This is a genomic window from Azospirillum sp. TSO22-1 (genome assembly GCF_003116015.1).
Lineage (GTDB): Bacteria > Pseudomonadota > Alphaproteobacteria > Azospirillales > Azospirillaceae > Azospirillum.
In genome coordinates, this window is the sequence record NZ_LGQZ01000111.1 from 13,856 (window position 1) to 37,783 (window position 23,928).

The 23,928-nt window shown below is 71.2% G+C and carries 19 protein-coding genes; 17 read left to right on the plus strand and 2 right to left on the minus strand.

What is annotated here, in order from left to right; all coding sequences use genetic code 11:
• The first annotated feature begins 1 nt into the window (after window position 1).
• From TSO221_RS26140 to TSO221_RS26195, 12 genes are all read left to right on the plus strand, one after another.
• The gene (locus tag TSO221_RS26140; RefSeq protein WP_109121450.1) at window positions 2-1,282 is read left to right on the plus strand and encodes a nitrous oxide reductase family maturation protein NosD; all 1,281 of its coding nucleotides are present in this window, start codon (window positions 2-4) and stop codon (window positions 1,280-1,282) included.
• On the plus strand, window positions 1,269-2,198 hold the full coding sequence (locus tag TSO221_RS26145; RefSeq protein ID WP_109121451.1) for an ABC transporter ATP-binding protein: 930 nt from the start codon (window positions 1,269-1,271) through the stop codon (window positions 2,196-2,198). Before TSO221_RS26140 ends, TSO221_RS26145 begins: the two co-directional genes overlap by 14 nt.
• On the plus strand, window positions 2,195-3,028 hold the full coding sequence (locus TSO221_RS26150) for an ABC transporter permease subunit (protein ID WP_109121452.1): 834 nt from the start codon (window positions 2,195-2,197) through the stop codon (window positions 3,026-3,028). The genes TSO221_RS26145 and TSO221_RS26150 overlap by 4 nt, the downstream gene beginning before the upstream one ends.
• A complete protein-coding gene (locus tag TSO221_RS26155; protein ID WP_109121453.1) occupies window positions 3,028-3,546 on the plus strand; it encodes a nitrous oxide reductase accessory protein NosL in 519 nt (172 codons plus the stop codon). Before TSO221_RS26150 ends, TSO221_RS26155 begins: the two co-directional genes overlap by 1 nt.
• 17 nt (window positions 3,547-3,563) lie before the next feature.
• Complete coding sequence (locus TSO221_RS26160) at window positions 3,564-4,574, plus strand: FAD:protein FMN transferase (RefSeq protein WP_109121454.1); 1,011 nt, start codon at window positions 3,564-3,566, stop codon at window positions 4,572-4,574.
• A 145-nt stretch (window positions 4,575-4,719) separates the two neighbouring features.
• Entirely contained in the window at window positions 4,720-5,604 is an 885-nt protein-coding gene (locus TSO221_RS26165) for an AraC family transcriptional regulator (protein ID WP_109121455.1), read from the plus strand.
• Window positions 5,605-5,739: 135 nt separating this feature from the next.
• Window positions 5,740-7,899 (plus strand): TonB-dependent siderophore receptor, encoded by a 2,160-nt coding sequence (locus TSO221_RS26170; RefSeq protein ID WP_109121456.1) that lies wholly within the window; start codon window positions 5,740-5,742, stop codon window positions 7,897-7,899.
• Between the two features lie 7 nt (window positions 7,900-7,906).
• Window positions 7,907-8,686, plus strand: a complete 780-nt coding sequence (locus TSO221_RS26175) for an ATP-binding cassette domain-containing protein (protein WP_109121457.1) — start codon at window positions 7,907-7,909, stop codon at window positions 8,684-8,686.
• Window positions 8,683-9,567 carry an ABC transporter substrate-binding protein gene (locus TSO221_RS26180; RefSeq protein ID WP_109121458.1) on the plus strand — a complete coding sequence of 295 codons (885 nt, stop codon included), beginning with the start codon at window positions 8,683-8,685 and terminating at the stop codon, window positions 9,565-9,567. The genes TSO221_RS26175 and TSO221_RS26180 overlap by 4 nt, the downstream gene beginning before the upstream one ends.
• Window positions 9,560-11,524, plus strand: a complete 1,965-nt coding sequence (fhuB, locus tag TSO221_RS26185) for a Fe(3+)-hydroxamate ABC transporter permease FhuB (protein ID WP_109121459.1) — start codon at window positions 9,560-9,562, stop codon at window positions 11,522-11,524. Before TSO221_RS26180 ends, fhuB begins: the two co-directional genes overlap by 8 nt.
• Before the next feature lie 35 nt (window positions 11,525-11,559).
• Window positions 11,560-13,239 carry an ABC transporter ATP-binding protein gene (locus tag TSO221_RS26190; protein ID WP_109121460.1) on the plus strand — a complete coding sequence of 560 codons (1,680 nt, stop codon included), beginning with the start codon at window positions 11,560-11,562 and terminating at the stop codon, window positions 13,237-13,239.
• Window positions 13,240-13,502: 263 nt separating this feature from the next.
• Window positions 13,503-15,914 carry a PAS domain S-box protein gene (locus TSO221_RS26195; RefSeq protein ID WP_109121461.1) on the plus strand — a complete coding sequence of 804 codons (2,412 nt, stop codon included), beginning with the start codon at window positions 13,503-13,505 and terminating at the stop codon, window positions 15,912-15,914.
• A 43-nt stretch (window positions 15,915-15,957) separates the two neighbouring features.
• On the opposite strand, the gene TSO221_RS26200 is transcribed toward TSO221_RS26195, so the two are convergent.
• Window positions 15,958-17,847 (minus strand): sigma 54-interacting transcriptional regulator, encoded by a 1,890-nt coding sequence (locus tag TSO221_RS26200; RefSeq protein ID WP_109121462.1) that lies wholly within the window; start codon window positions 17,845-17,847, stop codon window positions 15,958-15,960.
• A gap of 179 nt (window positions 17,848-18,026) precedes the next feature.
• Between TSO221_RS26200 and TSO221_RS26205 the strand changes: the two genes are divergently transcribed.
• From TSO221_RS26205 to TSO221_RS26225, 5 genes are read left to right on the plus strand one after another with little or no spacing between them, the layout of a single operon-like run.
• Window positions 18,027-19,388, plus strand: a complete 1,362-nt coding sequence (locus TSO221_RS26205) for a CmpA/NrtA family ABC transporter substrate-binding protein (protein ID WP_109121463.1) — start codon at window positions 18,027-18,029, stop codon at window positions 19,386-19,388.
• A 2-nt stretch (window positions 19,389-19,390) separates the two neighbouring features.
• The gene (ntrB, locus tag TSO221_RS26210; RefSeq protein WP_109121464.1) at window positions 19,391-20,233 is read left to right on the plus strand and encodes a nitrate ABC transporter permease; all 843 of its coding nucleotides are present in this window, start codon (window positions 19,391-19,393) and stop codon (window positions 20,231-20,233) included.
• A gap of 6 nt (window positions 20,234-20,239) precedes the next feature.
• Entirely contained in the window at window positions 20,240-21,169 is a 930-nt protein-coding gene (locus TSO221_RS26215) for an ABC transporter ATP-binding protein (protein ID WP_109121465.1), read from the plus strand.
• A 10-nt stretch (window positions 21,170-21,179) separates the two neighbouring features.
• Window positions 21,180-21,626: a cyanase gene (cynS, locus tag TSO221_RS26220; protein ID WP_109121466.1), complete on the plus strand. Its 447-nt coding sequence runs from the start codon at window positions 21,180-21,182 to the stop codon at window positions 21,624-21,626.
• A gap of 54 nt (window positions 21,627-21,680) precedes the next feature.
• Entirely contained in the window at window positions 21,681-22,148 is a 468-nt protein-coding gene (locus TSO221_RS26225) for a nuclear transport factor 2 family protein (protein WP_109121467.1), read from the plus strand.
• Window positions 22,149-22,197: 49 nt separating this feature from the next.
• Here TSO221_RS26225 and TSO221_RS26230 read toward each other — a convergent pair.
• Window positions 22,198-23,928: EAL domain-containing protein (locus TSO221_RS26230; RefSeq protein WP_109121468.1), on the minus strand; the 1,731-nt coding region annotated here is incomplete at its 5' end.

Below are 23,928 nucleotides of genomic sequence, written 5' to 3' on the forward strand. Positions count from 1 at the left end.
GATGCGCCGCACCGGCCCGTTCCTGTCTGTGGTCCTTGCCGCCGTCCTCTCCCAGGGAGCGGCGGCGGCCACCCTCGACGTCGAGCCCGGCGAGGCGCTGGTCCAGGCCATCGCCTCGGCCGCACCGGGCGATGTGCTGCGCCTGAAGCCGGGCGTGCACCTCGGCCCGATCGTGGTCGACAAGCCGCTCACCATCGAGGGCGAGCCGGGCGCGGTGATCGACGGGCGGGGGCAGGGGAGCACCGTCAAGGTGACCGCCCCCGAGGTCACCCTGCGCCGGCTGGAGATCCGCAACTCCGGCCTCGACCTGGAGGCGCACAATTCCGGGGTGTTCCTCGACCGGACGGCGACGGGGGCGGTGGTCGAGAACAACCGCCTGGAGGACAATCTGGTCGGCGTCTACGTCTGGGGGGCCGGCAATTCGGCGGTCCGTCGCAACGTCATCGTCGGTCGCAAGGACATCCGCGTGAACCAGCGCGGCAACGGCGTGCAGGTGTGGAACGCGCCGGGCGCCAAGGTGATCGACAACGACATCAGTTTCGGCCGCGACGGCATCTTCACCACGTCGAGCCGCAGGAACGTCTTCTCCGGCAACCGCTTCACCAACGTGCGCTTCGCCGTCCACTACATGTACACCAACGACAGCGAGGTCAGCCGCAACGCCTCCTACGGCAACGACGTGGGCTACGCCCTCATGTACTCGCAGCGCCTGCTGGTGCGCGACAACCTGTCGGAGGACGACCATCATCACGGGCTGATGCTCAACCACACCGACACGTCCGTGGTCGAGCGCAACGTCGTCCGCCGCAACGGCGAGAAATGCATGTTCATCTACAACGCCAACAAGAACCGCCTTGCCGACAACTGGTTCGAGGGCTGCGGCATCGGCATCCACTTCACCGCGGGGTCGGAGCGCAACCGCATCACCGGCAACGCCTTCATCCAGAACCAGACCCAGGTGAAGTACGTCGGCACCCGCGACCTCGACTGGTCGGAGGGCGGGCGCGGCAACTACTGGAGCGACAACCCGGCCTTCGACCTGAACGGCGACGGTCTGGCCGACGCCGCCTACCGGCCCAACGATCTGGTGGACCGCGTGGTGTGGTCGGTGCCGCTCGCCAAGCTGCTGCTCAACAGCCCGGCGGTGCAGGTGGTGCGCTGGGCGCAGTCGCAGTTCCCCGCCATCACCCCGGGCGGGGTGGTCGACACCGCGCCGCTGATGCGCCCGCCCGAGCTGCGGGCCGGCTGGCGCAAGGAGGATCTCGGCCATGGCGGAAGCTGACGCGGTCGTCCTGGAGGGGCTCGGCAAGCGCTACGGCGGGCGCGCCGTGGTGCAGGGGGTGAGCCTGCGCCTCGCGCCCGGCGAGCGGCTGGCCCTGCTCGGCCACAACGGGGCGGGCAAGACCACCGTGATGAAGATGATGCTGGGCCTGGTGCGGCCGGACGGCGGGTCGGTGCGCGTGCTCGGCCGCGACCCGGCCGAGGCCGCCGGCGACGTCCGGGCGTCGGTCGGCTTCCTGCCGGAAAGCGTCGTCTTCTACGAGGCGATGACCGGCTTCGAGACGCTGCGCTTCTACGCCCGGCTGAAGCGCCGTCCGGCGGAGGAATGCCGGGCGCTGCTCGCCCGCGTCGGGCTGGAGGCGGCGGCGGCGCGTCGCGTCGGCACCTACTCCAAGGGCATGCGGCAGCGCCTGGGGCTGGCGCAGGCGCTGCTGGGCGCGCCGCGGCTGCTGCTGCTGGACGAGCCGACCACCGGCCTCGACCCCGAACTGCGGCAGAGCTTCTATGCCATCGTCGCCGAGCTGAAGGCGCAGGGCACGGCGGTCCTGCTCTCCTCGCACCTGCTGACCGAGCTGGAGGAGCGCACCGACCGCATCGCCATCATGAACATGGGCCGGCTGGTCGGGCTGGGCACGCTGGGCGCCCTGCGCGAGCAGGCCGGGCTGCCGGTCCGCTTCCGGCTGCGGGTGGTGAACGGCAACGCGGCGGCGGTGGCCGACCGGCTGGGATCCCTGGTGCTGGAGCGCGTGCCGGGCGAGCTGGGCGTGGCCTGCGCGCCACGCGACAAGATGGAGGTGCTGCGCGCCATCGCCGGCCTCGGCACGCTGGTGGACGACGTGGAGGTGGTGCCGCCCAGCCTCGACGACGTCTACGCCAGCTTCACCGGACGCCCGCTGACCGAGGAGGCCACGGCATGAGCACCGTCCTCACCATCGCCGGCAAGGAGGTGCGCGACGGGATGCGCAACCGCTGGGTCCTGGCGACCACGCTGCTGATGGCGGCGCTGGCCCTGGGCCTCGCCTTCCTGGGCACCGCGCCCACGGGGAGCAACATCGCCGCCTCGCGCCTCGCCGTCACCGTGGTCAGTCTGGCCAGCCTGACCATCTTCCTGGTGCCGCTGATCGCGCTGCTGCTGTCCTTCGACGCGCTGGTGGGCGAGGTGGAGCGCGGCACCATGCTGCTGCTGCTGTCCTACCCGGTGGCGCGGTGGGAGGTCGTCGCCGGCAAGTTCCTCGGCCACACCGCGTTGATCGCCATCGCCACCGTCGTCGGCTACGGCGTGGCGGCCGTGGCGGTCGCCTACGCCGCGCCGGGAACCGGGACCGGGGACTGGCAGGCCATGGGGGCGCTGATCGCCTCGTCCGTCCTGCTGGGCGCGGTGTTCCTGTCCATCGGCTATCTGCTGAGCAGCCTGGTGCGTGAGCGCGCCACGGCGGCCGGCCTCGCCATCGCGGTGTGGCTGGTCTTCGTGCTGCTGTACGACCTCGGCCTTCTCGGCTACCTCGCGGCGACCGAGGGCAAGGGGCTGTCGGCCGAGGCGTTCGGCTGGCTGCTGCTGCTCAACCCGGCCGACGCGTTCCGTCTGTTCAACCTGACCGGCGTCGAGGAGGTGCGGCAGTTCGCCGGCATGGCCGGGGTGAGCCGGCAGGCGGCGGTCGGCCCGGTGGCGCTGATGGGCGCGCTGCTAGCGTGGATCCTCGTGCCGCTGGTGCTCGCCCAGCTCGTCTTTCACCGGAGGCAGTTGTGATGCGCGCGCTCCCGCTGCTGGCCGTCCTGGCCCTCGCCGCCTGCGGCGAGGAGAAGGATGCCGCTCCGCCGCCGCCGGCGCCCCTGACCCAGGATGCCATCGGGCATTACGACCACATGGCGGTGCTCGATCACGACGGCCCGAAGGGGCAGATCTTTGTGAAGGGCCGCGACAAGCCATACTGGTTCTCCTCGGTGCGCGACACGGTCGCCTTCATGCTGCTGCCGGAGGAGCCCAAGGACATCCGCGCCATCTACGTGCAGGACATCGGCCGCGCGCAGAGCTGGCGGGACCCCGGCCCGCAGAGCTGGGTTGAGGCGCGCGGCGCGCATTACGTCGTCGGCAGCCGGCGCCTGGGCGGCATGGGGCAGCCGGAGGCCGTGCCGTTCTCGGCCCGCGAGGCCGCCGAGGCGTTCGCCCGCGACAACGGCGGCCGCGTCGTCGCCTTTGCCGAGATCCCGCGCGACTACATCCTCGGCGACGCGAGCGGGCCGTCCGGCCACGCGCGGAAGCACTGACCGGGGGACGCCGCGCCATGCTGACCCGCCGCCGCTTCCTGACCATCACCGCCGCCACGGCCGGCGCCGCCATCGCTCCCGCGGCGGCGGGCGCCGGCACGGGAATCGTGGAATGGCGCGGCACGGCGCTCGGCGCGGAGGCGCTGCTGCGGCTGCACCACCCGGACGAGGCGGCGGCGTGGCGGCTCGTCGCCGCGTGCCTGGCGGAGGTGGAGCGGCTGGAGAGCATCTTCAGCCTGTACCGGCCGGATTCGGCGCTGCGCCGGCTGAACCGGGAGGGCGCGCTGTCCGCCCCGCCGCTCGACCTCGTGGTGCTGCTCGGCGAGGCGACGCGGTACGGCGACCTGACCGGCGGCGCCTTCGACGTCACGGTGCAGCCGCTGTGGGACCTGCACGCCCGCCACTTCGCCGCGCCGGACGCCGATCCGGCCGGGCCGCCGGAGGAGGCGGTGGCGGCCGCGCGGGCCTTGGTGGATTATCGGCGAATCCATGTCGCCGCGGACCGCATCGCCCTGGGGCAGCCGGGCATGGCGGTGACGCTGAACGGCATCGCACAGGGGTACATCACCGACCGCGTCGCCGAGCGCCTGCGCGCCGCGGGGCTGCAGCACGTGCTGGTCCATCTCGGCGAGACGCGGGCGCTGGGACCGGCGGAGGACGGTCGGCCCTGGCACGTCGGCATCGCCGACGCCGCGGCGCCCGACCGGCGCCCGTTCCGGAGCGTCGATCTCGTGGAGGGCGCGGTCGCCTCGTCCGGCGGCTACGGGACCCGGTTCAGCGCGCAGTGCCATCACCTGTTCGACCCCGCCACCGGCCGCAGCGCCCGTCACGTGGAGGCGGTCACGGTCATGGCACCGACGGCCACCGCCGCCGATGCCCTCTCGACGGCGCTGGCCGTGCTGCCGCCGGGCGACGCTCCGCGCCTGCTCCAGGCAAGCGCCGGTGCGCGGGCGATCATACAGATGCAGGGCGGACCACACTTCCTCGGGTCGTGGCCCGACGCCGGTCCGCCGAATACGGAGGAGTGAACGGCGCCGGCCCCCACCGGAACACCCAGCACCACACCCTTCCGCTCGATGTCGCGCATCCCCGCTCCATAGATGCGACTTGTTCGCATTCGCATTGTATCGTATACGCGGCCGAGGTGCGGCGTGGAGAGGGGAAGGGCATCCAATGACGTTCCATCCCAGGATGCAGAGCAGAACCGAAGGCATCACGGTCGTCGGCGACCTGCAATGGCGCGCGTGGAACGGCGTGATCGCCGACGTGTGGACCGTCGAGTGCGCGCACGACGCCGGCGGCGAGTACCTGTCGCAGGCGCCGCGCCTCGTCGTCGTCCTCGATCAGCTCGGCGACGGCGGCATCGACGTCATGGCCTCCCCGGCCGGCGGCGGCGCGCAGCGGGCGACCGCGCGCGAGCCGATGAGCTACGTGCCGGCCGGCGTGCGCGTGTGGTCGCGGGTGGAGGACGTCCGCCATCTCCGCCACCTCGACCTGCATTTCGACATGGCGGCGCTCGGTGCGCGCCTGCCCGACGAGCCGGCCGCCGGGGTGCTGGAGACGCCGCGCCTGAAGTTCTCCGACGAGCGGCTGCTCGGGCTGGCGCGCCTGATCGCGGCGGAGTGCATGGAGCCCGGCGCCGTCCACGACCTTTACGGCGACAGCCTGATCTCGGCGCTGCTGGTCGGGCTGCTGCGCATCGCGCCCCGGGCGGAACGCAAGCGCGGCCAGCTGCCGCCGCGCCAGCTGAAGCGCGCCATCGATTACATCGAGGACAATTGCGGGCGGAACATCCGGCTGCAGGAGCTGGCCGACCTGACCGGCCTGTCCGAGTCCTACTTCTGCTCGGCCTTCAAGGCGTCGACCGGCATGCCACCGCACAAGTGGCAGATGCGCGCCCGCATCGACCGTGCCAAGGCGCTGCTGTCCCGGCCGGACATGACGCCGGCCGCCGCGGCCGTCGCCGCCGGCTTCTCCGACCAGGCGCACCTGACTCGCGTCTTCCGGCAGGTGGTCGGCACGACCCCGGCGGCATGGCAGCGCGCCAAGGCCGCATGAGGGGCGGCTCAAGAACGTCCAAAGATCGTCCAATCCACCGCAAGGCGGTTCAATATCGCCCGTCCCGGCCATGGTATTCCCCCGACCCTGACGAGCTTTTTCAAGCAGCGCGGCCATAGTCAAAGGGGTAGGGGCATGACGGATATTCGACGCGGCGTGTTGGCGTCCTTCCTTCTGAACACCACGGCGGCGGCGGCCCTGCTGGTGCCGGCGGCGGCCCTGGCGCAGGACGCCGGCAAGCCGGTCGTCCTCGACCCGGTGACGGTCGGCGGCACCGCGGAGACGGGCACCGGCCCGGTCGGCGGCCCGGGCGGTGGCTATGTCGCCAAGCGCACCACCGCCGGCTCCAAGACTGACACCCCGGTCGAGGCGGTGCCGCAGTCGATCTCGGTGATCGGCCGCGAGGAGATCGACGACCGCCGCGCCCAGAAGGCGGACGAGGCGCTGCGCTACACCGCCGGCGTCTACGGCCAGCCCTTCGGCCCGGACGGCGACACCAACTGGATGTTCATCCGCGGCTTCCAGGCGACACAGACCGGCGTGTTCCAGGACGGACTGCAGCTCTACAGCTACGGTTTCGGCGGCATGTTCGTCGACAGCTTCCCCCTGGAGCGGATCGAGGTGCTGCGCGGCGCCTCGTCGGTGCTCTACGGCAGCAGCAACCCGGGCGGCCTCGTCAACTACGTCAGCAAGCGGCCGGACGGGCAGCGCGTGCGTTACGTCGAGACCGGCATCGACGACGCCAGCACCGCCAACCTGGGCTTCGACATCGGCGACAAGGCGGGCGAGACGCTGGCCTACCGCCTGACCGGCCGCGTCGCCGGCGGCGACGGCTATTCCAAGCACGAGGACGGCTTCCGCGGCACCATCTCGCCCAGCATCACCTGGGCGCCGGACAGCCGCACCAGCGTGACGCTGCTCGCCAACTACACGGACATCGACAAGACGCACAACGGCGGCGCTTTCCTGCCCTATGTCGGCATGGTGGTCGATGCGCCCTTCGGCAAGATCAGCCGCGACGCCAACTTCACCGAGCCGGGCATCGACACCTACCGGCGCCGGCAGGGCTCGCTCGGCTACGAGGTCTCGCACACCTTCGACAACGACCTGACGGTGCGCCAGAACGCCCGCTACGGCTATTCCAAGGTGCACGAGGTCTCGCTCTATCCCTTCGGCTACGCCGGCTTCTCGCCGCGCCCGACCGACCCCACCAACCAACTGGCGCGCATCAACTTCGAGCACGAGACCGAGGTCAGCACCTTCGCCGTCGACAACCAGCTGCAGGGCACGCTGCGCACCGGCCCGGTCGAGCACACGGCGCTGGTCGGCGTCGATTACCGCTACTTCCGCATGGACCAGGTGCAGGCCACCGGCGCCGCCACCACGATCAGCGCCACCAACCCGGTCTACGGCGCCGCGCAGGGTGCCCGCACGCCCTACATCGACCAGACGCTGACCCTGCACCAGCTGGGCGTCTACGCGCAGGACCAGATGCGCTTCGGTCAGGGCTGGTTGGTCACGCTGAACGGCCGCTACGACCGCGCCTCCACCAAGGCAGTGGGCCTGCCGTCCTACGAGGGCAGCAAGGGCCAGCTCAGCGGCCGCGCCGGCCTCGCCTACGAGTTCGGCAACGGCATGACGCCCTACGCCAGCACGTCCACCTTCTTCAATCCCGTCCTCGGCTCCTCCGCCGCCAGCGGCGTCTTCAAGCCGGAGACCGGGACGCAGTACGAGGTCGGCCTGAAGTACCGGCCGGCCTGGGTGGACGGCCTGTTCACCGTGGCGCTGTTCGACCTGACGCGGCAGAACGTGGTGACCGGCCCGTTCCTGGCCGAGACGCAGATCGGCGAGGTCAACTCGCGCGGCATCGAGTTCGAGGGCAAGGTCAACGTCACCCGCAACCTGAAGGCCACCGCCGCCGTCACCCTGTTCGACCTGGAGATCACCAAGGACGCCGACCGAAACCTCGTCGGCAAGACGCCCTTCATCGTGCCGGAGCGGCAGGCGTCGCTGTCCCTGGACTACACTTTCAAGGAGGGCGCGCTGGACGGCGTGGTGCTGGGCGGCGGCGTGCGCCACATCGGCTCCTCCTGGGTGGACAACGAGAACACGCTGAAGGTGCCGGCGGCCACGGTGTTCGACGCGCGCGTCGGCTACCGCAAGGACAACTGGGGCGTCGACCTGAACGCCGCCAACCTGTTCGACAAGGCCTACGTGGCGAGCTGCCAGACGCAGTTCTCCTGCGGCTACGCCGAGGGCCGGACGCTCCGCCTGACCGCCCACATGACGTGGTGACCGCGTGATGCGGCCGGCGCTGTACGAGGTGGAGGGTGTGGGATTCGCCGTCGGCGGGCGGCCGATCGTCTCGGACCTGACGTTCCGGCTGGAGCCGGGGCGGATTCACGGCCTCGTCGGCCCCAACGGGTCGGGCAAGAGCACGCTGATCCGCATGCTCGCCCGCCAGCAGGCGCCAAGCGCCGGCCGCATCCGCTTCCAGGGCGAGGATCTCAGGCACCTCGGCGACCGCGCGTTTGCCCGCGCTGTCGCCTACATGCCGCAGTTCACCCCGCCGGCCGAGAGCCTGACGGTGCGCGAGCTGGTGGCGCTCGGCCGCTTCCCCTGGCACGGCGCGCTCGGCCGCTTCGGTGTGGAGGACGCCGCCAAGGTGGCCGAGGCGCTGGCCGACACCGGCCTGGAGCCGCTGGCCGACCGGCTGGTCGACAGCCTGTCGGGCGGCGAGCGGCAGCGCGCGTGGCTGGCCATGATGATCGCCCAGGACGCCCGCTGCCTGCTGCTCGACGAGCCAACCTCGGCGCTCGACATCGCGCATCAGGTGGACATGCTGGACCTGGTGCGCACGCTGAGCCGGGCGCGCGGCCTCGGCGCCGTCGTCGTGCTGCACGATATCAACATGGCGGCGCGCGTGTGCGACGACATCCTGGCGCTCCGCGGCGGACGGCTGATCGCGCAGGGGCCGCCCGCGGCGATCATGACCGGGGAGGCGCTGGCTGGCATCTACGGCATCGCCATGGGCACCTTGCCGCACCCGGCGACCGGCCAGCCCATCGGGTACGTGCGATGACGCGCTCCCTCACGCGGCGCCGGGCGATCGGCCTCGCCGCCGGGCTGCTGCTGGCCCCCACGGTCGTCCCCACCGTGGTCTGGGCCGGGGAGCGGCGCGTCGCCGCCATCGACTGGGCGGCGCTGGAGACCGCGCTGCTGCTGGGCATCGATCCGGTGGCGGCGACCGAGCTGCGGCAATTCCGCGAGATCGCCCTGGAGCCGGAAATCCCCGCGGGCGTCGCCGACGTCGGCCTGCGCGGCACGCCGAACTACGAGGCGCTGCGGCTGGCCGCGCCCGACCTCATCCTCAGCTCCAACTTCTACGAACGCCAGCGCGGAACGTTGGAGCGCATCGCGCCGGTGCTGCCGCTGACGGTGTACGAGCCGGGCGTGCCGCCCTACGCCCGCGCCGTGGAGGCCGCCGCCGCCCTGGGCCGCGCGCTCGGCCGCGACGCGCAGGCCGCCGTGTCCAGGGCCGACGCCGCCATCGCCGGATTCCGCGACGCGCTCGGCGGCGTGCCGCGGCGGCCGGTGTTCGTGGTCAGCGTCGGCGACGCCCGCCACGTCCGCGCCTTCGGCGCTGACAGCATGTTCGGCGACGTGCTTGGCCGGCTGGGATTCGCGAACGCCTGGACCGCCGCCACCAGCTATTCCGCCGCCGCTCCGCTGGGCATCGAGGCGCTGGCGCGGGTGCCCGACGCCGCCGTGCTGGTCGTCGGGCCGATGCCGGCCGAGGCGCGCCGTGAGCTGGCCGACAGCGCGCTGTGGCGGGCGCTGCCCATGGTGCGGGCGGGGCGGGTGGCCCACTTGGCACCGGTCAACCATTTCGGCGGGCTGCCGGCGGCGGTGCGCTTCGCCCGCTTGACCGCGACCGCCCTCGGCGGAGCCGGGCATGGCTGAGCGCGCGGTATGGACGCGGCCCGCCCTGCTGTGGGGCGCGCTGGCCCTGCTGGCCGCCGGCCTGTCGACCGTGCGCCTCGCGGCGCCGTCCGCAGCCGTGCCGGACCTGGACTCCATCATCTTCTGGTATGGCGCGCTGCCGCGCATGGCGGTGGCACTGGTCGCCGGGGCGGCGCTCGGGCTGGCCGGGCTGCTGCTCCAGCGCGTGCTGCGCAACCCGCTGGCCGAGCCGTCGACGCTCGGCGTGTCGGCCGGGGCGCAGCTCGCCCTGACGGTGGCGGCGCTGCATGCGCCGGCGCTGATGGAGACGGCGCGCGAGGGCGTGGCGCTGGCCGGCGGGCTGGCGGCGGTTGGGCTGATCCTGGCGCTGACGTGGCGGCGCGGGCTGGAGCCGGTGGCGGTGGTGCTGGCCGGCATGATGGTGGCGCTGACCGCCACCACCGCCAGCGCCGCGCTGATCCTGGCGAACGGCGAGTACCTGTTCTCGCTGTTCCTCTGGGGCGGCGGGGCGCTGGCGCAGCAGGGCTGGGGGCCGACGCTGACCATCGCTACACGGCTGGCGCTGGGGATCGGCGCCGCGGTGCTGCTGACCCGGCCGCTGGCGATCCTGGCGCTCGACGATTCCAGCGCGCGCAGCCTGGGCGTGGCGCTGCACGCCACCCGCTTCGCGGTGCTCGGCGTCGCCGTGTGGCTGGCCGCGACGGTGACGGCGGAGGTCGGCGTGATCGGCTTCGTCGGGCTGGCCGCCCCGGCGCTGGCGCAGCTCAGCGGAGCGCGCACGCAGCGCGGCCGGCTGGTCGCGGCGCCGCTGATTGGCGCACTGCTGCTGTGGTTCACCGACGGGCTGGTGCAGCTGCTGGCCGGGGCCGGCGGCGAGCGGGTGCCGACCGGCGCCGCCACGGCGTTGCTCGGCGGGCCGCTGCTGCTGTGGCTGCTGCCGCGCGTGCGCATGTTCGAGTGGCCGTCGCTGACCGCCCGGTCGGCGGCCACGAGGCGCGCCCGGCACCCCGCCGTGCTGATCGCCGTGCTCGGCGCGCTGACGCTCGCCGCCGTCGGGCTGGCGTTGTCCGTGGGCGTCGGCCCGCGGGGGTGGACTGTCTCCACCGGCGCTCTGCTCGCCGACCTGCTGGTGTGGCGGGGGCCGCGCGTCGCCGTCGCGGCGGCGGCCGGGGCGATGCTGGCGGCGGCCGGCATGGTGCTGCAGCGGGTCACCGCCAACCCGCTGGCCGGGCCGGAGATGCTGGGCGTCGGCAACGGCGCCGGCGTCGGGTTGGCCGCGGCACTGTTCGCGTTCAGCGCCCCTGGGCTGGGCGTGCAGCTCGCGGCCTCGGCGCTCGGCGCCACGCTGGTGCTCGCCGCCATGCTGGGGCTGTCGCGCCGCGCCGGGCTGGGGCCGGAGCGGCTGCTGCTCGCCGGCATCGCCATGGGTGCCCTGTGCAGCGCCGTGCTGACCGCCGTCATCGCCACCGGCTCGCGCCAGGCCTTCGACCTGCTGCGCTGGCTGAGCGGCTCCACCAATGAGGCGACGTCGGACGAGGCGTGGCTGTGCGCCGCCGCCGCGCTGGCGCTGCTGGCGCCGCTGCCCTTCCTGGCGCGCTGGCTGGAGATCCTGCCGCTGGGCGACGTCACCGCGCGCGCACTCGGCCTGCCGGTGCGGCGCTGCCGCACGGCGCTGGTGCTGCTGGCCGGGCTGCTGACCGCCACGGCCTCGCTGTTCGTCGGGCCGCTCAGCTTCATCGGGCTGGTGGCGCCGCACCTCGCCCGGCTGCTGGGGCTGGGCCGCCCGCCGGCGCACGCGGCCGGGTCGGTGCTGATCGGGGCCGGGCTGATGGTGGCTTCCGACTGGCTCGCCCGCACCGCCGCGTTCCCGTATCAATTGCCGCTCGGCCTGTTCGCCGCGCTGCTCGCCGGGCCGTACCTGATCTGGCTGCTCGCCCACGAAGGGCGCTCCCACTAAACCGATAGCCATCCGCCAACTTCGGGAAACACCGCATGTTCCGCCGATTCTTCGCCTACTACCGCCCCTACAAGGGCCTGCTGGCCCTGGACGTCTGCTGCGCTGTGCTGTCCGGCCTGCTGGAGCTGGGCTTCCCCATGGCGGTGCGGTCGTTCGTCGACCGGCTGCTGCCGACCCAGGACTGGCCGCTGATCGTGCTCGCCTCGGCGGCGCTGCTGGCGGTCTACGCCGCCAACGGCGCACTGATGGCGGTGGTCGTCTACTGGGGCCACAAGCTGGGCGTCAACATCGAGACGGAGATGCGGCGCAAGAGCTTCGACCATCTGCAGAAGCTCTCCTTCCGCTTCTACGACAACCACCGCACCGGCCATCTGGTGGCCCGCGTCACCCGCGACCTGGACGAGATCGGCGAGGTCGCCCACCATGGCCCGGAGGACCTGCTGATCGCGGTGATGACCTTCGTCGGCGCCTTCGGCCTGATGCTGACGGTGCACGCGCCGCTGGCGCTGATCACCGCGGTGGTGGTGCCGGTCGTCGCGTTCCTGACCAGCCGCTACGGCGGGCGGATGACGCGCAACTGGCAGGCGCTCTATTCCCGCGTCGGCGACTTCAACGTGCGCATCGAGGAGAACGTCGGCGGCATGCGGGTGGTGCAGGCCTTCACCAACGAGGAGCACGAGCGCAACCTGTTCGCCCGCGACAACGCCCGGTACCGCAGCACCAAGCTGGACGCCTACCGCATCATGGCGCTGTCGACGACGCTCAGCTACCTGAGCATGCGCCTCATCCTGATCGTCGTCATGCTGACCGGCGCGCACTTCGTGCTGGCGGGCGAGCTGAGCAACGGCGGCTTCTTCGCCTTCCTGCTGCTGGTCAACGTGTTCTTCCGCCCGATCGAGAAGATCAACGCGGTGATCGAGACCTACCCGCGCGGCATCGCCGGCTTCCGCCGCTACGCCGAGCTGCTGGACACCGAGCCCGACATCCAGGACCGCCCGGACGCCGTCCCGGCCCCGCCGCTCAAGGGCGACATCCGCTATGCCGGCGTGACCTTCGCCTACGGCGACGGCCGGCCGGTGCTGCAGGACGTCGACCTGACCATCGCGGCGGGCAGCACGGTGGCCTTCGTCGGCCCGTCGGGGGCGGGCAAGACGACGATCTGCTCCCTGCTGCCGCGCTTCTACGACGTGCAGGGCGGGGCGATCACCATCGACGGCACCGACATCCGCACCATGACGCTGGCCTCGCTGCGCCGGCAGATCGGCATCGTGCAGCAGGACGTGTTCCTGTTCGGCGGCACCATCCGCGAGAACATCGCCTACGGCCGCCTGGACGCCACGGACGACGAGATCCTGGACGCCGCCCGGCGCGCCCGCCTGGACACGCTGATCGACCAGCTGCCCGACGGCCTCGACACCATCATCGGCGAGCGTGGCGTCAAGCTGTCGGGCGGGCAGAAGCAGCGCCTGACCATCGCGCGGATGTTCCTGAAGAACCCGCCGATCCTCATCCTCGACGAGGCGACCTCGGCGCTCGACACGCGGACCGAGCGCGAGATCCAGCAGTCCCTCCAGGAACTGTCGGAGGGCCGCACGACCCTGGTGATCGCTCACCGTCTGGCGACCATCCGCAACGCCGACAAGGTCTTCGTCGTCGGCGAGGGCGGACGCCTGGAGCCGGCCGCACACGAGGAGCTGCTGGCGCGCGACGGCTGACGCGGCTGGATCGCCCACCAACACCGGCGCCACCGCTCTTCGGCCGCTGTAAAAACATCCGTACGCATACCATGTTGTCCTGTGAAGGGATACCAGCCGCGGTGGCCCAATGCTCGGACGCGCCAGCCAGATCGTTTCCTTCACGCCGGATCCTGGGCGACTCGTCCAGGAGCGGACAACGTCAGGCCGCCGCCAGACCGCCGGCGTGGTGAACCGCGGCGGCCCGCGCCGAGGCACCGGCCCCTGCCCTCCGGAGGAGGGCCATGGACACTGAAAGCAAGCGCGGCGAGGCCACGTGGCCCGTCGGCGGCAGCACCATGGGCGCGCTGATCCGCGCGCACGACTGGCATCGTACCCCCCTCGGCGCGATCGACTGGTGGCCGCAGAGCCTCCGCACCGTCGTCAATCTCATGCTCGCGGCACGCCAGCCGGTCTACATCGTCTGGGGGCCGGAACTGACCTCGCTGTACAATGATCTTTTCATCCCGATCCTCGGCACCAAGCACCCCGGATCCCTAGGCAGGCCCTGCCAGGAGGTGTGGGCGGAGGTCTGGGACGAGTACCGGCCGATCGTCCAGGCGACCATGGCGGGCGAAGCGCAGCACTTCGTGGATCGGCCCATCGCCCTTGCCGGACGGCCGGGTCTTCCGATGAGCTGGTTCACCTTCGCCTGGACGCCGCTGCGCGACGAAGCCGGCGCGATCGCCGGTTTCTTCTCCGCGGCGACGGAGACGACCGCGAAGATCCGCGCGGAAGAGACGCTGCGCGAGAGCCGGGAGGCGGCGCTGCGCCGGAGCGAGGAGCGCCTCCGGCGCGCCATGGAGATCGAGACCGTCGGCGTGCTCTTCTTCGATCCGGCCGGAGCCATCAAGGAGGCCAACGACGCCTTCCTGGGCTTCTCCGGCTTCACGCGCGAGGACGTGGCGGCGGGCCGGCTGCGCTGGCAGGAGCTGACCCCGCCCGAACACCTGCCGGCGAGTTGGCGCACGTTCGACGCGCTGGTGAGCACGGGGCGTGCGCCGCCGTACGAGAAGGAGTATTTCCGCAAGGACGGTTCGCGCTGGTGGGGTCTGTTCGCCCCCCGGCTGCTCGCCGAGGGCGAGGCCGTGGAGTTCATCCTCGAGATCACCGAGCGCAAGCGCATGGAAGCGGCTCTGCGCACCAGCGAGGAACGCTATCGCGGGCTGGTGGAGACGCAGACCGACCTGATCGTGCGGATCGGCGCCGACGGACGCTTCACCTTCGTCAACGACACGGCGTGCCGGGTGCTCGGACGGTCGCGCGAGGAACTGCTGAGCTGCCATTGGACGGAGTTCGTGCACCCGGAGGAGGCCGGGGCCATCCTGGAGGCCATCGAGGAGACGAAGGCGTCGCCGGATCACCGCACCACGGTGGAGGCCCGCATCCGGACGGTGAACGGCGTCCGCTGGTACGCCTGGGAGGGCTATGCGATCTTCGACGAGGCCGGCGCCTTCGTCGAGAAGCAGTCGGTTGGCCGCGACATCACCGAACGCAAGGCGATGGAGGACGCGCTGCGCCACACCAGGGACGAGGCGGAGCGGGCGCGCGACAAGGCCGAGCAGGCGACGCTCGCCAAGTCGAAGTTCCTCGCCGCCGCCAGCCACGACCTGCGCCAGCCCTTGCAGTCGCTGCTGCTGTTCCTCGACGTGCTGAAGCCGCACGTGGCGCCCGGGGGGCAGGAGCCGCTGAAGCACCTTGGGCGGGGGCTGGACGCCCTGCGCGACCTGCTGGACGGCCTGCTCGACATCTCGCACCTCGACGCCGGCGTCGTCCAGCCGATCATCGACGACTTCCCGGTCAGCGACCTCGTCGATCCGATCGGCGCCGCCTACGCACCGCTCGCCGCGGCCAAGGGCCTGGAGCTTCGCATCGCGCGCTGCGTGGCGACTGTGCACAGCGACCGTACGCTGTTGAGCCGGATGGTCCGCAACTTGGTCGAGAACGCCCTGCGCTACACCGAGGCCGGGCGCATCGCCATTGCATGCCACGAGACGGCGGCCCACCTGCGCATCGAGGTGGGCGACACCGGCATCGGCATCCCGCCGGAGCACCTGGAGTGGATCTGGCAGGAGTTCCACCAGGTCGGCAACCCCGAACGCGACCGCAACCGCGGCCTGGGGCTGGGCTTGTCGATCGTGCGGCGCCTGTCCCAGCTGCTCGACCATCCCGTCCGCGTCCGCTCGACGCCGGGCGTGGGGTCCGTGTTCAGCATCGAGGTGCCGCTCGGCGAGGCCGCGCCGGCCCAGGCGCCGGCATCGCCTCCGGTGACGACCGGGAACGGCCGGTTCGCGGTGCTGGTGGACGATGATGCCATCGTGCTGCTCGGCCTTTCGGCAACGTTCCGGGGCTGGGGTTACGAGGTGCTGGCCGCCGGCTCGACCGACCAGGCACTCGCACGCCTGCAGGAGGGCGGCCGGCGGCCGGACATCATCGTGGCGGACTACCGGCTGCGCGAGGGGCGTTGCGGCACCGAAGCCATCCTGCGGGTCCGGGAGACGTACGGCAGCGACGTGCCGGGGGTCGTCCTGACCGGCGAGACCGGAAGCGAGGTCCAGCACGACGCGGTCAGGCACGGCTTCTACGTGATCCATAAGCCGGTCACCCCACGCCAACTCGGGGAAGCCTTGGAAAGACTCCTGGCGGGCGATCGGTGACCCATCCCGGCGAATGGCTTTTTCCGCCTTGGCCAGCCCGCGGTCACCTCCGCGCAGCGATGCCCAGGGCCTTCATGCGTGAGGCCAGCGTCGTCGGGCGCAGGCCAAGCAGTTCCGCGGCGCCGCCGGAGCCGGAAACCTTGCCGCCGCTGCGCTCCAGCGCCCGGCGGATGTTCGCCCGCTCCCGTTCGCGCCGCTCGTGCTCGGTCTCGACCTCCGGGGCCGCGGCGTCGGCGGGCGCCGGCGGCGCGGGGGAGGCCATCCCGGGCAGGTCGATGCGGACCCGGCCGTTGCGCGCCAGGATGGCCGCGCGCTCGATCACGTTCTGCAGTTCCCGCACGTTGCCGGGCCAGCGGTAGGCGGTGAGGCGGCGGACGTCGCCCTCGCTCAGCGCCGCCTCCGCGACGTTGAGCTTGCGTCCGGCGTCGCGCAGGAAGTGCGCGGCGAGCAGCGGGATGTCCTCCGGCCGTTCGCGCAGCGGCGGCGATTCGATGGGGAAGACGTTCAGGCGGAAATACAGATCCTGGCGGAAGCGTCCGGCCTCCACCTCGGCGCGCAGGTCGCGGTTGGTGGCGGCGACGATGCGGACGTCGACCGTGCGGGTGCGCGCCTCGCCCACGCGCTCGAACTGCCCCTCCTGCAGCACGCGCAGCAGCTTGCCCTGAAGTTCCAGCGGGATCTCGCCGACCTCGTCGAGGAACAGCGTGCCGCCGTCCGCCAGCTCAAAGCGCCCGACGCGGTCGCGCAGCGCGCCGGTGAAGGCGCCGCGGGCGTGGCCGAAGAACTCGCTCTCGAACAGCTCGCGCGGGATGGCGGCGCAGTTCACGCGAATCAGCGGCCGGCCGCTGCGCCCTCCGGCCTCGTGGATGGCGCGGGCGATCAGCTCCTTGCCGGTGCCGGATTCGCCGCTGACCAGCACGGTCGCCCCGGTCGGCGCCACCAGTTCCACCTGCTGAAGGATCTGCTGGATCGCCGCGCTGCGGCCGATGATGCCGCGGTGGTTGCGGCTGATGCGGATCTCCTCCTGCAGATAGGCGTTCTCCAGCTCCAGCCGCTCGCGCAGCCGGTCGACCTCGGCCAGCGCGGCGCGCAGGCGCTCGTCGGCCTCGCGCCGCTCGGTGACGTCGCGGAAGACGATCACCGCGCCGACCACCACGGCGCCGACGCGGATCGGCGTGCTGGTGTACTCCACCCACACCGGCCGGCCGTCACGCCGCCAGAACACCTCGTCGGACACGCGCTGCACCTTGCCCTCGCGGAAGGCGGCGTAGATCGGGCACGCGCGCTCGGGATAGGGCGAGCCGTCGGGGTGATGGTGGTGCACCATGGCGTGCATGTCGCGGCCCAGCATCTCCGCCGCCGGCCAGCCGAGGATCCGCTCGGCCGCGGCGTTGACGAAGGTGGTCTTACCTTCGGCGTTCACGCCGTATACCCCCTCGCCGGCGGCCTGGAGGATCAGCTGGCTCTCGCGCTCGATGTTCTGGAAGACCGTCTCGACACGCTTCCAGGCGCCCAGCCCATCGCTCAGGTACAGCTCCGCCTCCGCGTCGATCTCGCGGCATCGGTGGGCGTCCAGGTCGACTAGCGTGAACAGCAGCAGCGGCTCCGGGCCAGGCAGCAGCGTGCCACCGTATTCCAGGTTGAGCGCCGCCCCCGCCGCGTGGCGCGCGGCGATGCGGCGCGTGCGCCAGCTGCCCTTGGTCAGCGCCGCCTCGGTGAAGACCAGCAGCTCGGCTTCCTGCCCGCGGTGCAGGTCGGTGATCGGGATGCGGCGCAGCAGCGCGCGGTCGTAGCCGAGCAGCCGGCACGCCGCCGGGTTGGCGTCGAGGATCCGGCCGGAGGCGGGATCGACGACCAGCACGGCGTCCAGCCCGTGCTCGAACGCCGGCCCGAACCCAGTGTCCCGCGCCGCCACCCCTTGCCCGTCCGCCATAAGCCCTCCGGTCACGAGATTTCATGATCAGAATGACGATTTTTCGTCATTCACGAAACTTCGTCAACGGCCATTCCCAATAAAATCAAGACGCCGACGCGTGCCGGCCGCTGGTACGGCGCTTGCTGAACTCGGCGCAACGGGCGCCGCAGCGCGTCGGCAGGATGGGAGAGGCAGAGATGGCTACGTTCGATGATCCGTTCGATCCTGCGCGCCGCCTGACGCGCGCCGGCTGTTCCTGCGGCCGGCACGCGTCGGAGGCCGAGCACGACGCCGCCTTGGCCCTCGACGGAGAGGCGCGGCTGGCCCGCGTGGTCGAGGGTGCGGTGATGCGCGCGCTGTTCCCGCACGACGCCACCCGGCGCGCCTTCCTGCGCACGGTCGGCGCCTCCACCGCCCTGGCGGCGGTCGCCGCGGCGCTGCCGCTGGGCTTCGCCGCCGAGGCGCTGGCGCAGGGCGGCCCGCTGGAGAAGAAGGACCTGAAGGTCGGCTTCATCCCGATCACCTGCGCCACCCCGATCATCATGGCGCAGCCCATGGGCTTCTACGCCAAGCACGGGCTGAACGTCGACGTGGTGCGCACCGCCGGCTGGGCGGTGATCCGCGACAAGACGCTGAACAAGGAATACGACGCGGCGCACATGCTGTCGCCGATGCCGCTGGCGATCTCGCTGGGCGCCGGCTCCAGCCCCATCCCCTACACCATGCCGGCGGTGGAGAACATCAACGGCCAGGCCATCACCCTGTCGGTCAAGCATAAGGACAAGCGCGACCCGAAGCAGTGGAAGGGCTTCAAGCTGGCGGTGCCCTTCGACTACTCCATGCACAACTACCTACTGCGCTACTTCCTGGCGGAACACGGGATCGACCCCGACACCGACGTCCAGATCCGCGCCGTGCCGCCGCCGGAGATGGTCGCCAACCTGCGCGCCGACAACCTCGACGGCTTCCTCGCCCCTGATCCGGTGAACCAGCGCGCGGTGTACGACGGCGTCGGCTTCATCCACACGCTGTCCAAGTCGATCTGGGACGGCCATCCCTGCTGCGCCTTCGCCGCCAGCAAGGAATTCGTCACCTCCATGCCGAACACCTACGGCGCGCTGCTGAAGGCGATCATCGACGCCACCGCCTACGCCCACGCACCGGAGAACCGCAAGCAGATCGCCGAGGCCATCGCGGGCCAGAACTATCTGAACCAGCCGGTGACGGTGGTCGAGCAGGTGCTGACCGGCACCTTCGCCGATGGCCTCGGCAACGTGGTGAAGGAACCCAACCGCATCGACTTCGACCCCTTCCCCTGGCAGTCCTTCGCCGTCTGGATCATGACGCAGATGAAACGCTGGGGTCAGGTGAAGGGCGACATCGACTACCGCAAGGTCGCCGAGGAGGTCTTCCTCGCCACCGACGCCGCCCGGCTGATGGAGGAGAACGGCCTCACCCCGCCGGAGCGCACCTACAAGCCCTTCTCGATCATGGGCAAGGAGTTCGACCCGGCCAAGCCGGACGAGTACCTCGCCGGCTTCGCCATCCGGAGGGTCTGACCATGGCGGGCTCCCCACGCCTGCGCAGCGCCGTCCTTTCGGCGGTGCTGCTCGCCGGCCTCATCCTTGTCTGGCATCTGGCGACGCTGCCGGCGGCCGGATCCCAGGCGGTCGATCCGGAATACGCCAAGCTGCTCGGCGCCGCCGCGGCGCAGGGCCAGAAGTCCGCCTTTCCCACCCCGGCCGAGGTCGGGGCGGTGCTGTGGCGGCACCTGAGCAACCCGTTCTACGTGCGCGGCACCAACGACATGGGGATCGGCGTCCAGATGCTCCACTCCATCGGCCGGGTGATGTCGGGCTACCTGCTGGCGGCGCTGGTGGCGATCCCCCTGGGCTTCCTGATCGGCATGTCGCCGCTGCTGTACCGCGCGCTCGACCCGTTCATCCAGGTGCTGAAGCCGATCTCGCCGCTCGCCTGGATGCCGCTGGCGCTCTACACGATCAAGGACAGCGCGGTGTCGGCGATCTTCGTGATCTTCATCTGCTCGATCTGGCCGATGCTGCTGAACACCGCCTTCGGCGTCGCCTCGGTGCGCCGGGAGTGGCTGAACGTCGCCCGCACGCTGGAGGTCGGCCCGCTGCGCACGGCCTACGCGGTCATCCTGCCGGCGGCGGCGCCGACCATCATGACCGGCATGCGCATCTCCATCGGCATCGCCTGGCTGGTGATCGTGGCGGCGGAGATGCTCGTGGGCGGGACAGGCATCGGCTACTTCGTCTGGAACGAGTGGAACAACCTGTCCATCCCCAGCATCGTCACCGCCATCCTGTTGATCGGGCTGGTCGGCATGGCGCTCGACCTCGCCCTGGCGCGCCTCGCCAAACTCGTCACCTACGCGGAGTGACGCGTGATGATCGACCGCCCCCTGATCAGCGTCGAAGGCCTCGCCAAGCGCTACCCGGCACCCGGCGGAAAGCCCGGGACGACCGTCTTCGAGAACCTCTGGTTCACCGTCCACCCCGGTGAGTTCGTCTGCCTGATCGGCCATTCCGGCTGCGGCAAGACGACCATCCTCAACGTGATGGCGGGGCTGGAGCAGGCCTCGGCCGGCACCGTCATCGCCGATGGGCGCGAGGTGTCCGGCCCCAGCCTGGACCGCGCGATGATCTTCCAGGGGCACGCGCTGATGCCCTGGATGACCGTGCTGGGCAACGTCGCCTTCGCCGTGCGCTCGCGCCAACCCAAATGGCCGAAGGCGCGGGTGCTGGAGCATGCCCGGCGCTACGTCGAGCTGGTCGGGCTCGCCGGCGCGGAGGCGAAGCACCCGGCGCAGCTCTCCGGCGGGATGAAGCAGCGCGTCGGCATCGCCAGGGCGCTCGCCATCCAGCCGCGCATGCTGCTGATGGACGAGCCGTTCTCGGCGCTCGACGCGCTGACCCGCGGCATGTTGCAGGACGAGGTGCTGCGGCTGTGCCGGGAGACGCACCAGACCACCTTCATGATCACGCACGATATCGACGAGGCGATCCTGCTCGCCGACCGCATCGTGCTGATGACCAACGGTCCCGGCGCGCGCATCGCCGAGATCGTGGTGAACACCCTGCCGCGCGACCGCACCCGGCACGAGATGCACCGCCACCCCCACTATTACCGCATCCGCAACCATCTGCTGGACTTCCTGGTCGACCGCGCCCGCGACTTCGCGCGGGAGGCCGAGGCCGGCGGCTGGGATGCGCGCAACCCGCCCGAGGTCCGGCCCGGCGAAGCCGAGCCCAGCTTGGCGGTCCGCAACGCCGCGCCTTCGATGGCGCGGCCCACCCCCCACACCGACGTCGCATGAGGGTCGAGACATGAAGCGCGAAGAAGTCACCGAGAAGATCCTGAGCAAGAAGCGCCTGAAGTGCCTGACCTGGGCGGAGATCGGCGCGCGCATCGGCGGCTGCTCGCCGATCCTGATCACCGCGGCGCTGATGGGCCAGATGACGCTGACCAAGGCGCAGGCCGTGGTGGCCGCCGACCTGTTCGAGCTGGACGAGGAGGAGACCCTGCTGCTGCAGGAGGTCCCGTACCGCGGCTCGCTGCCGACGTCGGTGCCGACCGACCCGCTGATCTACCGCTTCTACGAGCTGGTCTCGGTCTACGGCACCACCTGGAAGGAGCTGATCCAAGAGGAGTTCGGCGACGGCATCATGAGCGCCATCGACTTCGACATGGTGATGGAGCGGCTGCCCGACCCCAAGGGCGACCGGGTCAAGATCACCATGTCCGGCAAGTTCCTGCCCTACAAGAGCTACTGAGTGTGGGCCCGCCCCCACGCCGGGGGCGGGCTCCGCCCGAAGGAAACAACCGCCATGACCGAGCGCCCGCCGCTTCCGCCCTTCACCCTGGAGACCGCCGTCCGGAAGGTCCGTATGGCCGAGGACGCCTGGAACACCCGCGACCCCGAACGAGTGGCCGCCGCCTACACCGCGGACAGCCGCTGGCGCAACCGCGCCGAGTTCCTTCAGGGCCGCGACGCCATCGTCGCCTTCCTGACCCGCAAGTGGGCGCGCGAGATCGAGTACCGCCTGATCAAGGAGCTGTGGGCCTTCCACGACCGGCGCATCGCCGTGCGCTTCCAGTACGAATGGCACGACGAGTCCGGGCGTTGGTACCGCTCCCACGGCAACGAGCAGTGGGAGTTCGCCGACGACGGCCGCATGCGCCGGCGCGAGGCCAGCATCAACGATGTGCCGATCGCCGAGGCCGACCGCAAGTTCCTCTGGCCCGCCGGCCCCCGCCCGCAGGAGCATCCAGGCCTGAGCGAACTGGGGCTCTGAGAGACGAGCAAGACAGGAATCGCCATGGACGATGAGCGATTCCATCCGGCTATGCGCCGACCGCTCCGTTGTCCAGCACGAAGGCCTCGAACGCGTTTTCCTCAAGCGGGCGGCTGACCAGGAAGCCCTGGATGTGCTGGCAGCGCTGCCGCTTGAGGACCTCCGCCTGCTCGTGCGTCTCCACCCCCTCCGCGATGGTGGCGAAGCCGAGGCTGTCGGCCAGGGTGACGATGGTCCCGACGATCGCCGGATCGCTGTTGGAGGTGACGATGTCGCGCACGAACGAGCGGTCGATCTTGAGCGTGTCGATGGGAAAGCGCTTGAGGTAGGCCAGCGACGAATAGCCGGTGCCGAAGTCGTCGATCGACAGCTTCACGCCGATCGCCTTCAACTGATGGAGGATGGTCGCCGCCTTCTCGATGTCGCCGACCATGGCGCCTTCCGTCAGCTCCAGCTCGATGTACTCGGGCGGCACGCCGGACGCCGCGATCACCGTGCGCACGAGGCCGGCGAGCCGGCCGTCCTGGAACTGCCGCGGCGACAGGTTGACCGACATCACCCCCACCGACAGCCCGCGCGACCGCCACTCCGCCAGCTTGCCCGCCGCCGTCTGCAGCGTCCAGGCGCCGATCTCCCAGATCAGCCCGGTGTCCTCGGCAAGCGGGATGAAGTCCGCCGGCGAGATCAGCCCGCGCGTCGGGTGCCGCCACCGGATCAGGGCCTCGGCCCCGATGATGCGGTGCGTCGCCATCTCGACCTTGGGCTGGAAGTGCAGTTCGAACTCCTGGTTGGCGACGGCGCGGCGCAGGTCGTTCTCCAGCCCCATCTTGCGGTCCGCCTGGTCGCGCATGCCGTCGTCGTAGCAGACGAACCGGAACTCCGGATGGCGCTTGGCGTGGTACATGGCGAGGTCGGCGTTGCGCAGCAGCTGGTCCGTGCTCTCGCCGTCGTCGGGATAGAAGGCCAGGCCGACCGAGGCGCCGCAGTAGACCTCCTGCCCGAACAGGTCGAACGGCTCGCCCATGGAGTAGAGGATCTTCTCGGCCAGCCGGGCGCCGGCTGCACGGTCGCCGGCGTCCGGGGCGATGACCAGGAACTCGTCGCCGCCCAGGCGGCTCACCGTGTCGGACAGGCGCGTGCAGTTGCGCAGCCGCCGCGCCGCCAGCTTCAGCAGTTCGTCGCCGGCGTGGTGGCCCAGCGTGTCGTTGACCTGCTTGAAGCGGTCCAGGTCGATGTAGGCGACGACGATCTTGGTCCGGAACCGCTGGGCATGCAAGATGGCCTCCTCCATGCGCTCGCAGGCCAGCCAGCGGTTGGGCAGGTCGGTCAGGCGGTCGAAGCTCGCCTGATAGCGGATCTGGTGCTCCTGGTACTTGCGCTGGCTGATGTCGGCGAGCGTCAGCACGTAGTGCTCAAGGGCCCCGCCCGGTGCGCGCACGGTGGTGACGGCGAGCGCCGCCGCGAAGCTCTCGCCGTTGCGGCGCACCCCGGTCACCTCGCCCTGCCAGCGGCCGGACCGCCGCACGGCGCCCCACAGCTCCGCCTCGAATTCCGGCGGATGGACGCCGTCGGCCAGGATGGCGAGCGGCTTGCCGACCACGTCCTCCACCTCGACCCCGGTGATGCTGCGGTACGCCGGGTTGACGACCTGCACGGTCAGCTCGGGGCTGACGATCAGGATGCCGTCGGCGACGCTGTCGAACACGGTGGCCAGCAGGCGGATCTTCTCCTCGTGCTGCTTGCGCTCGGTGATGTCCTGGACGGTGCCTTCGTAGAAGCG